Origin of the sequence: Bacillus sp. FSL R5-0512, assembly GCF_038593295.1 — a bacterium.
GTDB classification, from domain to species: domain Bacteria; phylum Bacillota; class Bacilli; order Bacillales; family Bacillaceae; genus Bacillus; species Bacillus safensis.
Genome location: NZ_CP151982.1, coordinates 1,575,096 through 1,588,098, shown reverse-complemented (window position 1 = coordinate 1,588,098; position 13,003 = coordinate 1,575,096). Strand labels below are relative to the sequence as shown.

At 35.6% G+C, this 13,003-nt stretch carries 13 protein-coding genes; all 13 read right to left on the bottom strand.

Annotated features, from left to right (window positions below):
• Positions 1–510: 510 nt before the first annotated feature.
• Positions 511–1,332 (bottom strand): class I SAM-dependent methyltransferase, encoded by an 822-nt coding sequence (locus NSQ25_RS08065; protein ID WP_131631251.1) that lies wholly within the window; start codon positions 1,330–1,332, stop codon positions 511–513.
• Positions 1,333–1,357: 25 nt separating this feature from the next.
• Positions 1,358–2,023, bottom strand: coding sequence for a CPBP family intramembrane glutamic endopeptidase (locus tag NSQ25_RS08060; protein WP_170825839.1), 666 nt, complete (start codon positions 2,021–2,023; stop codon positions 1,358–1,360).
• A gap of 13 nt (positions 2,024–2,036) precedes the next feature.
• On the bottom strand, positions 2,037–2,846 hold the full coding sequence (locus NSQ25_RS08055) for a SagB/ThcOx family dehydrogenase (protein WP_326136437.1): 810 nt from the start codon (positions 2,844–2,846) through the stop codon (positions 2,037–2,039).
• A gap of 24 nt (positions 2,847–2,870) precedes the next feature.
• Positions 2,871–4,217 (bottom strand): YcaO-like family protein, encoded by a 1,347-nt coding sequence (locus tag NSQ25_RS08050; RefSeq protein WP_034623592.1) that lies wholly within the window; start codon positions 4,215–4,217, stop codon positions 2,871–2,873.
• Between the two features lie 2 nt (positions 4,218–4,219).
• A complete protein-coding gene (locus NSQ25_RS08045) occupies positions 4,220–5,200 on the bottom strand; it encodes a TOMM precursor leader peptide-binding protein (protein ID WP_034281831.1) in 981 nt (326 codons plus the stop codon).
• Positions 5,201–5,214: 14 nt separating this feature from the next.
• Positions 5,215–5,922 carry a protein involved in maturation gene (locus NSQ25_RS08040; protein WP_041117408.1) on the bottom strand — a complete coding sequence of 236 codons (708 nt, stop codon included), beginning with the start codon at positions 5,920–5,922 and terminating at the stop codon, positions 5,215–5,217.
• Positions 5,923–6,701: 779 nt separating this feature from the next.
• The gene (locus tag NSQ25_RS08035) at positions 6,702–7,421 is read right to left on the bottom strand and encodes a pentapeptide repeat-containing protein (protein WP_326136438.1); all 720 of its coding nucleotides are present in this window, start codon (positions 7,419–7,421) and stop codon (positions 6,702–6,704) included.
• A gap of 78 nt (positions 7,422–7,499) precedes the next feature.
• Positions 7,500–8,270, bottom strand: a complete 771-nt coding sequence (locus NSQ25_RS08030) for an ABC transporter permease (RefSeq protein ID WP_227001718.1) — start codon at positions 8,268–8,270, stop codon at positions 7,500–7,502.
• A gap of 233 nt (positions 8,271–8,503) precedes the next feature.
• Positions 8,504–9,397 carry an ABC transporter ATP-binding protein gene (locus tag NSQ25_RS08025; RefSeq protein WP_034281828.1) on the bottom strand — a complete coding sequence of 298 codons (894 nt, stop codon included), beginning with the start codon at positions 9,395–9,397 and terminating at the stop codon, positions 8,504–8,506.
• 21 nt (positions 9,398–9,418) lie between these two features.
• Positions 9,419–9,712, bottom strand: a complete 294-nt coding sequence (locus NSQ25_RS08020) for a transcriptional regulator (protein WP_041117404.1) — start codon at positions 9,710–9,712, stop codon at positions 9,419–9,421.
• Positions 9,705–10,298 carry a hypothetical protein gene (locus NSQ25_RS08015; protein WP_305933642.1) on the bottom strand — a complete coding sequence of 198 codons (594 nt, stop codon included), beginning with the start codon at positions 10,296–10,298 and terminating at the stop codon, positions 9,705–9,707. The genes NSQ25_RS08020 and NSQ25_RS08015 overlap by 8 nt, the downstream gene beginning before the upstream one ends.
• A gap of 298 nt (positions 10,299–10,596) precedes the next feature.
• Positions 10,597–11,730, bottom strand: coding sequence for a cellulase family glycosylhydrolase (locus NSQ25_RS08010; protein WP_305933641.1), 1,134 nt, complete (start codon positions 11,728–11,730; stop codon positions 10,597–10,599).
• 24 nt (positions 11,731–11,754) lie between these two features.
• On the bottom strand, positions 11,755–12,984 hold the full coding sequence (locus NSQ25_RS08005) for an endo-1,4-beta-xylanase (protein WP_305933640.1): 1,230 nt from the start codon (positions 12,982–12,984) through the stop codon (positions 11,755–11,757).
• Between the last annotated feature and the right edge of the window lie 19 nt (positions 12,985–13,003).

The following is a 13,003-nucleotide window of genomic DNA, read 5'->3' as shown; positions in this document are numbered from 1 at the left end:
ATCCAATTTTTTTATGCAAATGAAGTTCCTCCTTATAATAGGTACTCGCTTATCGATTAATGCAGCATGTTCAGTACCATTAATACCTCTCTCTTCCTTTATATATAAACGGAAAGCCACTATGAACAGAGCGGACTGATAATAATGCACCTGAATACAATGAGCGAACAACAGAGCTCCCTATGAAAGAAAGTAACATCTACACTAAGTCATCTCTAATTCCAAAAAACTTTGTATGACACAGTATGGTTATTCATATAGAAGCAAAGAGTGTATCAGTAAACAGCCTTCACTTTCCACTTTCTCAAAACCCCCTAATGGATAAGTACTTCAACGTTAAAGAAATAAGCAGTTCAATTTTAATCACACTGCCTTTCTCCTTCACTTCAGAGAAACACGTTCTCATTTTTAGGGAATCGCAATTTAAAAATCATTCATATTGAACTCCCCGAAAAGCAGACAGAGACTAAACGGATAACCTTCATATTATACATAGAGAAAGAATCATGTTTATATGGAATGAATGTATCCAGACTGTTTAATCAGCCATGCATGTAAAAGTAAAGGTGTCTTCTGTGCTGAACTGCTATATTCATCTGGAACCTGCCTTAAGGTGTGCTGTAAATTTTCATTTCCTATTAACGATAAAAATTCCATACTAAATGGGCTGAATCCTCCAATTATAGAAGTACCAATCTTATACTTTACATCTTTTCTAGGTTGGGTAATATAGGTGAGTAACTGCTCGAACTCAGATAATGTCAATGAGGCGTGATATTGATCATATAAATACAGTTCTTCTTCTTTGTTCTGAACTGAACTCATTCCACTTTCTATACTATCTCGATTTAAATCAACTATATAAATAATAGATTCATTTGATAAATAAGGAAGGAACTGTTCTAATAATGCTACAGGATCTTCAAATAGCCCAAAACACAGATGTATTAAAATCGCATCATAACTTTTCGCATGTGATGAAAAATTTTCGATATCTGTACAAATAAAATTAGCTTTTATATTCAATTGATTTGCACAATGTATGGCTTCCTCTGATGAATCAATTCCTGTCAAATCAGCTAGAGGTAATTGCTTAGATAAATACTCAAGCATCTGCCCTTGTCCACATCCTATATCTAAAATAGAGGCAGGCTTTTTTTTGAATGTTAGTTGATAATAAGAAATGAAAGTTTCAGCTGATAGACATCGAGTAAATGGCGTTTCTCGATTATCATAATTTGAACTTATTTTTCTTTTTTCTGGATCCAAAAACCATGACTGAGCCAGCGCTCTTTTTCCTTTAAGCTCTTTCATCTTTTCTAGTATTATCACAGGGTTTACCACCTTTATAAAAGCCTCACCAATCAGTTTCAGATAATACGGGAGGTTTCGTTTTGAAGTTGTTTATTTTGAGAGGTTGAAAAAAATGAATGAACAGATTATGTGAAATATGAAATGCTATCGCTGCTAGAATACCAAATGTTAAGTATGAAATAACTGTGATGAATGTAAAAAGCGACATATAAGCAATAGACTTAACACCGCCTATTGGTATATGCAGCAAGATAAATCCTATTGAACTGATACAAATCGATACCGCCACAGATTCCACAGAATTTGTTAGTAATAATAACGGAAGAAAGAACCGCCAAATCAATTCTTCTGATAGAGCAGTTAATGGAAGAAAAAAGATTGAATCAACATTGACAGCATATCTGCCTCTAAATGCAACAACTTTGTTTTTTAATTTCCATAGAACTGACGGTAATAGGACACCTAATAAAAAGAAGAATAAAATACCATACACATTTTTATTATTAGACATTTCAACTAAGAGCTCTTGAGAAAATGCTCCACAGCATATAGATGCTCCGATTATCGTGAATCCATCATAGCTCCTCTGAGGAGTGATATATGTTATTAACTTTCGATCGGATATTGGTTTATCTCTCTTGATTTTGATAACCATTTTAGAGCTTAAGGGACCCAAAAAGTGAAGGAGGATCCCTAAAGCTGCTACCATTGAAATCATCTATTTAAGTACCCGCAATCAATGTATAAATTGGAGCGTCATCTACTCCATTAAATCCACCGATCAGTTCCATTAACTCATCATCGATAAACCCTCCGAATGGTCGGCTATTAATCTTCTGTGCAGTAGATAGCAAAATCATATTTTGCATGACATGTCCTGCCTCCATAAAAACGAAGCGATAAGAACGATGTCCATACTTAAATCGAGAACGCCAAAAATTCGCTGAAATGACTACGGCAAATGCAAAATCTTGAACGGAATCTTCTTGTAACATTATTTTCTCAAATTCTTTTTCAGAGTAATCACCCATTTTAGTCAATCCTTTTCTATACGGATCGAAATGATAAATACCTTTGTCTAAAGAATCCACTTTGTTGGCTACAATAAATAGATCTAGAGGATAAAGTGCCCCACCAGATGGTATAGGGCGTCTAGGTCCTTCTTTACGCTCTACCAATCCATAACTCTTCTGTAAAACTGTTGAGAGTTGTTCTAATGAAACACTCCCCCCGCTAAAATAATCTGCACTTCTTCGTTCCTGAATGACATCGTCTAAAGATATATTTGTATTTAATGGTTTAGGTAGTAAAATTAAAGGCAGGTCATCAAATCTTTTACTTGCATGTGTAGCAATCTTTTGCAAAGTTTGAGATCGCAGCAGCCCTGCAACACCAGGTGCGTCCCATGCCATTGAACCCCTATAGATTTTTGTTGCCTCAAACCAATTTTCAGAAGGATCATCAAACCGTAATGCTTCGTTTCCATACACAACATCAGCCAAATTAGTAGCATGTCTTTCAATACTATTCATATATTTAATCACCTTTCTACGATATTAAGGAAATGGATGCGGAATTGGATTCAGTTCTTCTAACTTAAAAGGTTTATCTACTAAACCTAAATGATAAGAATGTTTTAAAATTCGTTCTCCGCCCAACATTCTACCTCTATAAAGAACATCAATCGGTTTATATCCAGGAATAATTGATTTTACGACATAGGCACCAGCATCTTTTATATCAGGGCTGGTTAAATCAAAAGTTGCCACATGATATCCTTGTTTTGATAAATGACTGACAAGGTTAGTCCATAAAATGTCTGGAGAACGATCATCAAACGGTGCATAGTCTTTAACGTCCACTAATTTCTCACTTGCTGTTAAAAAATCAGCTTCTTTCACAATAGCTGTTCCCGCATAGAGTTTAATATGATCTTCAAAACTGTTAATATCTCGATGATAATCTACATCCACTAAGGCGTTCCCTAATCGTTGTTCTGTTTTTACCCAAGTTCTTGTATACATTCCCTCTATCGCAGCTTTCTCACATGCTCTTTCAATTGAATGAGCAGAGGCCGCGCCAATAGCAAATGGAGCTAAATCTGTATGAGGATTTCTTATCACTGCCAAAATAGTAGGAACACCAGAAAAAATGCTCATGTCTACTAAATGCAAATCAAGAGAAGTAGGTTTAATATATCTTTCATAGAAGTGTTTTAATCTAGGTGAGGTATTAATATCGATCTGCGGTAAACTTAACTTATTGTACCAAGTAAGCATAAATGCATCTCTTTCAATTGTTTCAAATAAACCTGAGATTGCCGCTTCTTGATATGTAATACCACAAGCTAGTCCATTACTAGTTGCATGACCAATATTGGGGTCTCCTGGCCACTCAGTATAGTTTGCAATATGAATTAATTGAGCAGGCGTCCAAACTTCTTCATTATTTTCAGCAATATGACCTTTTCTCCACCATAATTTTGTATCTTCATTCCATCTATCATGAGGAAAATTCGGGTCTTCATATTGAGTGACAGCATACATCTCCCACTTATCAAAGCCAATTACTGATTTGCCTTCATTGATTAAGTCCTTTTGAGTACCAAAACATACAACATCAGAGTTTAAAGGTAAATAAGCGGCACTATATCTTTCCACCGTTTCACCTATAGCTGCTAATCTGGCTGCAGCTGGATTAGCAGATCCTCCCCCATTATATGAATTAGACGGTACCCCAAATAAAATATTGCTGTCTGTACCATGCGCTCCATATGAATGACCCCATATATCATCAACGTCTCTGAGTTTTCTATACTCTCTACGGACTATCCCAACATAAGGATCTGCCAATTGGTCGAGTATTTCCCATGACTCTTCTAACGTTGTCCATTTATTAGCCATAATTAATTATTCACCTCACCATGAAACCAAACTTGAGGAAAACCTGTATCTGCAGCTGGGGAACACTTCGGGCATCTAGGTACTCTATAGACACGATGATGATTAAATGAGACACCTTTATCATCTAAATTAATTGTTGTAAATCCACCTGGTATTGCACTTGGTGCGTAATCTTTTAGTGTGAGCCATTCTAAAATTAAATTACTTGCAATTCCGATTTGAACTAAATGAATCGGCATATGATAAACCGGTTTCTTTTCAGGATTTATAGGCTTTATTTTCATTAAGTCTGAACGCAATACTTCGTCAGAAAAGTTTGCTGACTTTCGAAGGTTATAGCAATGTAAACAAGCTGATTGATGTGGTATGAAAAATGGACCTACCCAAGATGTCTGTCCATCATATGGCACAATGCTCAACCAAGGTATGTGGTCTTCTAATGCTAGATCATTTATTTCTTCAAAAATCGGGTCTAAATGAGAGTTGCCAATAGCAACCCTGATATCCGGCTGCTTATTTAATTCTCCTTTAAGCACTACATGTAGCCCTGCCTCTTGCAAATGACGAATAAATTCAGCAGCAACTGGATTATGATCTCGCGTAATAACTTCAACAATTCCTGTTTTTAAACGATCTAGTATATCTTCAACCAATACTTGTCCACCGGCTCTTTCATAAGACAAAAGAGCCGTCAAATCAAAGTTCATATCCGTCTTAACACACATTCCGTTTGTAACTAAAAATTCGAGGACATGTTTTAATTGATCACTCTCTACTTCGAAATTCTCCTCTAGTTCTTTAATCGAAACCCCATTATCTTCCGTGAGATAATTAGAAATTTCTTGAATAAATTCAATAATTCCGTCACCTTCAATTTTGGTGACAGTTTGCGCTTTTAAACCAATCAAACTGTCTTCTAGTTTACCTAGCGTAATGTGTGGTGCTAATTTATACCTCGTCATTTCTTGATCTTTGACAAACATATATTATTCCTCCTTTAAGAATAATTAATTTGTATTTTAGATAATTGGGCCCGAGTTGGGGGGTGACCAATTATTTGTTCAAGCGTGTTCGTAAATGGCTGTAAATGTTTTGAAGAAGAAGCTTCTTGAAAACCGACTAACCATTCTAATACGTCTAAAGGCATATTGTTCTGGGACAATATTGATATGACCTCTTCTTTACTTTTACAATATAATTCAATTTTCATATTTAAATCCTCTTCAAAAATATCCTTCAGCCTACTCATACTTACTAACTCTGGTCCTGTTAAATCATATGCCTTTCCAGCACGATTCCTAACATCTTTTTTAGGGATTAAACATGCCTTTACAACATCTTTTGTATTGATCCAATTAACTCCCTCGGGAGAAAATGCAGTTATTAATTTACCAGTAGCACCTGCCCATCCTCTATAAAGTTCTATATTGATATCAAGCGGTGAAGTCCTATAAAGTATGCTATTCTGATAGATTTTCAATAATTCACTTTCAAGAGAACCTAGTTCATCCTCAACAGTATGCCTTCTATTAGATAAAATAATCGTTTCCGTTTGAAAATCAGTATTATTTATAAAGTATTCTTTGTCATAACTAACAGCCCCGCCCAAATCGATTATTTGAGCAGGATAGTCTTCATACTCAACTTTCATCTTCTCTAAATAGGCTTTGATTGGTTCTCTAATACCGACATAATGAATACTCATAAAGAGCCCCCTCTTTCCCGATCACATTGGGATAAAATGGTTAAAATCTAAGTGAATCAACTTATAATAGAAAAAGTAATCTTCTATTCGAGTTCTTCATAACATAGTAACCTCAACTTTTTTCATACATTTAATTAACTTAATATCTAAATACCCAAAATATTTGATCCAAAATAACGCCGCCCTTCAATCAAAAAAACAACATTAAGACCATATAAACCCTTTAAATACATAAAATTTTAAATATAGTATTATTTTCCATAGTCATATTAAACCACACTTTTTCAGGGTTATCAACGAACTTTTCAGAAAATATAAAACTTTCACACTTAATCATTGACAAATAAAGACTTATGAACCATCATATGTAATATATCAACTACATATCTATGTTGATAAATTTTAAATAAGGAGGTCTAAAGATGACTAAAATTACAATCCCAACTGCTTTGGCCGCTAAGGTACATGGGGAAGGTCAACATTTATTCGAACCAATGGCTGCGCGCTGCACTTGCACAACAATCATCTCAAGTTCTTCAACTTTCTAATCAACTTTAGTTTTTCGACATATCATTGAAAAGATCGCTCGCCCACCTAGCAAAGAAGACTTAGCTGGGTGGGTGGGCATCTTTTATTTGAAAATAGAAGTTCTCCACATTTATTTTGCTTAACGAAAACCTTGCATTAAACTTTCATATCATGTTAATGGGGCAGCAAGAGATAGTGAATAAAACAAAAATAAAAGGCTATTGAGATTTTTCTCAATAGCCCCTGCTGTATTAAATATCGATTACTTCCACACCCCTTAAATCTGCCCCTTCTCCTTCTAAAATATGATAAGTCAATTTATCCATTGTCACTCCAATAAAGTTTAATTTTTTAATCGTACATGATTTAAAATTAACATTGATTAATTTAGAATTCTCAAAAGAAATGTTTTTAAAATAACAATTTTCAAATAAAACATTGATTAAAGATGATTCATCCATACTAATGTTGGGTAAATGACAGCCATATAAGGATGAATTCGTTATCTCACAATGTTCAAAATGAGATTGAGTCAAATCACTCTTTTCAAAGGTAGTTGAGGAAATTTTAGAATGGCTAATATTAACTTTTCTCAGATAACACCCATTAAAATCTGAATGGCTCATTACTTTTTGTACAATCGATAGTCCTTTAAAATCGCACAACTTATATTTAACATTTATAAATGTTAACCATTCTAAATCAGCATTAACAAATATTTTTTTCACGTGCTCTACGCGGTTATGATCATCAATTACTAATGTATGGTTATCAATGCTTATTTCGCCTGATTTCAGCTTTTCAATAAGCATATCCTGAACCTCTGCATCTTTTAATCCATCATTTTCGAGTTTTAATTTAACATTTCCAAGCAGCTCTAATAATTCTTTTTTCTTTTCTTCATATGTTTTGTCTTTTTTATATGGGCGAAAACAACTTTCAACATACAGTTCTAACTCTTCACTTAACATTGCCTCACTCCTTTTTCTACAGACAGCATACATGCATTGATTTGGCGGTGCATAACATTTAGCTGAAATTTTTAGTGACTAGCCTCTGGCTCTCTTTATATATTTTTTATAGCCAACCAACGAAAGAATAAACCCTAACAGTGTATAGCCTATAAGGACTGCTGTTACTAAGATCAAATTCTCTCCTCCTGGTAGTGTTGATACTGATTGCACTAAGCCTTGATGTGCCCAATACTGCGGGAAGAGCATACCAATTATTTTGAGATAACTAGGTAATTGATCAAATGGAGTCCATAAACCACAAGCAACTGCTGTCCCTAAAGCAATCATGTTTGTCATCACTAAGCCTGTATTCTCAGTTTTAGCAAATGCAGCGATGGCAACTCCCCATGAAGTCACTTGCATTGATAATAGGACAACTACTAAGAAATACGAGCTGTATTGTGTTATTTCAATACCATATAAATAAACCCCTAAAATGGTTAACAACAAAACTTGAAATAAGATAATGATAAAAAACGGAACGCACTTTCCAAGAAAAAAATGATGCGGCTGTAAAGGAGTACTTGCCAGCCTTGCCACAATTCCTTTCTCACGATCTTTTACAAAACTAATGACAATTGAAATAATGACAAATGTGGAGAAAAACACGCTCATCCCTGTCACTGATTGAGAAGCAACCAATGTTTTTTGTGCTTGAGAACTACCTGATGTAAATAATTCTATTAAAAGAATAATTGAAGCAACTGGTAATAAAATGGTCCAGAACAACAATGATCGATCTTTCACCTGTTTTATAGATTCGATGCGGACTAGTGGCCACATAAAAATCACTCCCGTTATATTCATTTGATTCCCTTCTATACAACTCTTAAATAATCACATTTTTTATTTATTTTACCATTTGCGGATGTGGCGAATTAGAATTAGTCAAATAATGTTGACTAATTACTTATGATTTTAAATCTACGGTACACACAAATTAATTCTGTTCGTTAGATTTATGTTCTTTCTACATCAGTCACTCTTTTAAGTTATTTTCATTGAAATACGAGAGTGGTTTTCATTCATAAAGGGCATTTTTATTGTAATTGATCACGTAAATCTGTTCCTGTTAATTGAAAAAAGACATCTTCAAGTCTCGGTCTGTACAAAGATAATTGTTGGGGAACCAATGATTCCTTCTTACTCAGTTTAGCCAAATCTTCTAAAGTATCTAATGGTTTTGTAGTTTTAACTAACACTCCACCTTGATAAGTTACAAAATCATACCCGAGATTAGTTAATGTTTTATTAGGAATCTTAGATTCAAAAAAGACTGATGTTTCTGCGTAACGATTCAAAAGCTCATCTATTTTGCCTTCTTCAACAATGTTCCCTTTATCAATGAAAGCCACATAATCACATAAACTCTCTATTTCCTCCATATAATGACTAACATAGATAATAGTTCTTCCCTCTTCCTTCAATTTGTTAATGATGTCGAAAATATAACGTCTTGATTGAGGATCTACCCCCACTGTCGGTTCATCTAAAAGAATTAACTTAGGAGCATGCATTAAAGCGCAGCCAATATTCAAACGGCGTTTCATTCCTCCTGAAAAGCTTTCAACGATATCATTTGCTCTTTCCCACAATCCTACATCTTTTAGTGTTTTTTCTACTCTTTCATCTAATGTTTTCCCTTTTAAACCATAAATTTGTCCAAAAAACTCCATATTTACTTTCGCTGTTAATTTTTCCTCTAAGCTGATGTCTTGCGGTATGTAGCCGAGCGCACTTTTAGATTCACCAACATGCTCAACTTTGCCTTCATATGATTTAATGATGTGAGATATAATTTTCATCAAGGTTGATTTACCAGACCCATTTGGACCTATTAATCCATAACAAACTCCTTCTGGAATCGTTAATGTAACACTTCTTAACGCTTGGGAAGTTCCATATTTTTTACTGACGTTTTCTATTTGCAACATTCGGCACCCTTTCCTTTCATCTCATTTATTTTTTAAAATGGCTTCAATAACACTCAAATATTCTTTGTAGGCTTGCTCTCCCAAATCTGTTATACTAACGATTGTTTTTGGTTTTTTATCCACAAAGGTCTTTGTAATTAGCACATAGCCTGCTTCCTCTAATTTTTTTAAATGCGAGCCCAAATTACCATCTGTTACAGATAAAGAACCTTTTAAGAAGCTAAAATCACATTTTTCATAAATCATTAATAAACTCATAATCCCTAACCGAACTTTTGGATGGATTAAATCATTTAAACTATTGACATTACTCATTTCCTTGTCCTTTTCTTTTTAAAATCACACCAGTTAATAACAAACTTCCTCCACCTATAAAAGCGAAGATAATGTTCATTAAACTAGGAAATAATAAAAATGTAGTTACACCTAAAACACTTAGCCAGAACCCCATAATAAAGATCTCTTTAGCCAGAACAATACCTAAGAGTAAATACATGATGGAAACCAATAAAACAACATAGAAGGGTAAATTATTTAATGTATATGGTAATAAACCAACACATATTAAAAAAATAAAGATACCTAAAATGATTCCAATACCAAGCCATGTGTATTGCAATTGAGTTCTTAAAAACAAGGGCATCGGTATCATTTTCTTTTGTTTAAAATAAGTAGTTAAAGTGATAACCCAGCCAGCAATGCCTAAAATAAGCCAAAAGACAGCTGCAGTTATAGAATGAGCAAAAAGGAAAGGTATTGAATATCCCATTATCCAAATAAGGCCCCAAATGATAAAATAAATACTGGTTTGTTTACAATACTCTGTTTTATAGTTTGTAATCGTCTTGATATGAGATAAATTCTCTAATATTTCTGAATTATTAAATTTTTCATTAGACATAAATAAACTCCTCTTCCACAAAGAACTCTGTACTACAGAGTATAGAATTAAATTTCCATTTAGTCAAGTTATTGGAAATACCTTTTTATGAATTAAAATAAATATAACCACCCCCTTCCTTTCAACGAAATCTCATAAATACCTTCTGCTTCTTGATCGTTTCTGGAACTTGGTCTCATAACCGCTTCATATTTCAAGAAATTTAAATATAGAAAAAGTGATAAATATTCTGTCTGAAAAGTAAGAATTACTAATTGGAGTGAGCGGTATAAACAGTTCCTTATTCAGCAGGCATTCGTCATCGGTTCTTTTTATTCATTCTTTTCGCATGTTCACTGATAAGTGCTGCCTCCCTGCTCCCTTTTATGATGCGGAAACCGTCATAATCCGGATAGAGCGAATCATCGTCCTGAATGCTTGTTAAAATCCAAAATTGACTGCCAGCCCCTCCGAGCCGCTCAACTGCTGACAGCCAGCTTTGGTATACGTCAGGACGAGCTGATTGATTTTGATAGCCAAACTCTTCTAGCACAACTGGCTTTCCGATTGAATTCCCGCGGGTGATATGGTCTTCGATCCATTTCACTCCCCAGGCAGCAGACTTATTCCAGTGATCTGGGTACAGATGATAGGTTCCATAATCGATATTAGGAAGAGATGTTAAACGGCCCCAATCGACGCCTTCTCCTCCACCGTAAAACCAATCTTCATGTCCTGGTATGCGAAAGAATCCTTCATCTCCTACTGCAACAAGATGGTGACGATCCAGCGATTTGATCCATGTACTCATTTCATCTGCCCATTTGACAAGTACATTTCCCGTGGGATCTGACTGCATCCGCGGCTCGTTGGCTAATTCCCAAGTCATAATAGCTGGATCGTCTTTATATTGAACACCTGTATACGTATTGGTTCTTTCTAATACATAACGCACATAATTTTTGTATGCTTTTTGAATACGAGGATCTGTATAAAAAGCATCATGCGATTCTGCCCCGAACCACTTCACGTATTGATTCATCCCGCCAAAGTCATCCCAATTGTTCACTAGTGGGATCACAAGCTTTATTCCTTCCTGTCCTGCTTTATAAATCGCATAATCTAGTTTTTGAAAACCAGATTCTTCATAGACGCCTGGACTAGATTGTAAGACTGAGTTTTCTTGAGGGGCCCCGTCGTGAAAGCCCCAAATCCGTATGACCTTTAAATTCATTGCTTTCATATCATCGAACACAGCATCTACCATTTTTTTAGATTTATAATGGAAATAGTAATTATTTGTGCCGGCGAAGTAAAATGGTTGATTGTTCAGCGTAAATTGTGTACCAGACGTCTGCACATAAGCGGCGGCCTTCATCGTAAGCGAAAACCAGCCAGACCATATAGCCGCTACAAGTATGAAGCAAGACACTCTTTGAGCCAACTTTTTCATTTACATTCTCCTCACAATCTATCTCTATCCTTCTTGAGGCAGGATCACATCTAGTTGATACGGTGTTTGTTCATTTGAATCAAGTGCAATCGTCTGCTGTTTGAGCATTTTATTTTCTTTACCGATTCGAATCTCATATGTTCCGTGAAATGCTGGACATTTCACATGGCCATTAGCATCTGTTTTTTCAACTCTTTGGGTCGTCCACTCATTTAGAAGCTTTTCATAACGTCGGCCTGCTTCATTTAAAGACCAATCATAATTCACGATGGCTGCATGTTCACCTCTCCAATGGGCACCTGCCCAAAATCCCCACATCAGCACTCCTTTTACGGCTGGATGACTAAATGCGACGCGATATAAAGCCTCCAGGTTATCCGCTCTTCTATTAGGGTCAGGGTGAACAGAATCGTACTCTGTGACCCATATTGGAAGACCAAGCTCAGCCAGCACATCGAGCCTCTCTTTGACAATGACTGGATCGACCCGTTCTTCAAAATGGCCTTGAACCCCAATCGCCTCAATAGGTGCGCCTAACTGACGCAGTTCATTGATATGCGCTTTATAGGCATGGTGTTCACCATAAGAGATCACATTATAATCATTCACAAACAATAGTGCTTGAGGGTCAATTTTTTTCGTTTCTTCATACATCCACTTCCAAATAGTTTTCCCAAAGCGATCTTTAAAAAATGAACCATGCATCATTTCATTGTTTACATCCCAATGACGGAACCTTCCCTTAAAGTGATTGCCCGCATGCTCAAGCCGGTTTTTCATGGCTTCATATACTTCGTGATTCGGCAGTGACCTCAGCCAGCTTGGATTCGCATCCTCTACCTCCCAAAATAAAGCGTGCCCCCTCACTGGAAGCTGATGTCGATCTGCAAAATTCAGCATCGCATCTGCTTTTTCGTAGGTGATTTTCCCTCTTTCTGGCTCATTCGCATACCATTTTGCTTCATTTTCAAAAACTGCCCAATTAAAATGCTTTACGAAAAAATCAGCATATTGTTGATTAAATAACACTTGATCATTCATCGCTGAACCAAAGGCGAATTCATGTCTGATTTGCTTTATTTCAACCTCTATACCTGCTATTGGCTTTTTTTCGCCGTTTGTCACGTTGATCACAAGATCTCTTTGTCTATGCTCTGAGATTCGATCATCCGCCTCTTTTTTCCACATCAGATTTTCCTGCCCATTTTCGCCTCTATTGAATGAATGATGAAGAAAGCTTCTTTCTTTGACCATGTGAAATCACCCTTATCTT

What these genes read in the sequence shown, in the direction of transcription:
- NSQ25_RS08010 (WP_305933641.1), bottom strand. Translation starts at nt 11,730, where the DNA reads ATGAAAAAGTTGGCTCAAAGAGTGTCTTGCTTCATACTTGTAGCGGCT.
- NSQ25_RS08055 (WP_326136437.1), bottom strand. Translation starts at nt 2,846, where the DNA reads ATGAATAGTATTGAAAGACATGCTACTAATTTGGCTGATGTTGTGTAT.
- NSQ25_RS08050 (WP_034623592.1), bottom strand. Translation starts at nt 4,217, where the DNA reads ATGGCTAATAAATGGACAACGTTAGAAGAGTCATGGGAAATACTCGAC.
- NSQ25_RS08045 (WP_034281831.1), bottom strand. Translation starts at nt 5,200, where the DNA reads ATGTTTGTCAAAGATCAAGAAATGACGAGGTATAAATTAGCACCACAC.
- NSQ25_RS08040 (WP_041117408.1), bottom strand. Translation starts at nt 5,922, where the DNA reads ATGAGTATTCATTATGTCGGTATTAGAGAACCAATCAAAGCCTATTTA.
- NSQ25_RS08060 (WP_170825839.1), bottom strand. Translation starts at nt 2,023, where the DNA reads ATGGTAGCAGCTTTAGGGATCCTCCTTCACTTTTTGGGTCCCTTAAGC.
- NSQ25_RS08030 (WP_227001718.1), bottom strand. Translation starts at nt 8,270, where the DNA reads ATGAATATAACGGGAGTGATTTTTATGTGGCCACTAGTCCGCATCGAA.
- NSQ25_RS08025 (WP_034281828.1), bottom strand. Translation starts at nt 9,397, where the DNA reads ATGTTGCAAATAGAAAACGTCAGTAAAAAATATGGAACTTCCCAAGCG.
- NSQ25_RS08035 (WP_326136438.1), bottom strand. Translation starts at nt 7,421, where the DNA reads ATGTTAAGTGAAGAGTTAGAACTGTATGTTGAAAGTTGTTTTCGCCCA.
- NSQ25_RS08005 (WP_305933640.1), bottom strand. Translation starts at nt 12,984, where the DNA reads ATGGTCAAAGAAAGAAGCTTTCTTCATCATTCATTCAATAGAGGCGAA.
- NSQ25_RS08015 (WP_305933642.1), bottom strand. Translation starts at nt 10,298, where the DNA reads ATGTCTAATGAAAAATTTAATAATTCAGAAATATTAGAGAATTTATCT.
- NSQ25_RS08020 (WP_041117404.1), bottom strand. Translation starts at nt 9,712, where the DNA reads ATGAGTAATGTCAATAGTTTAAATGATTTAATCCATCCAAAAGTTCGG.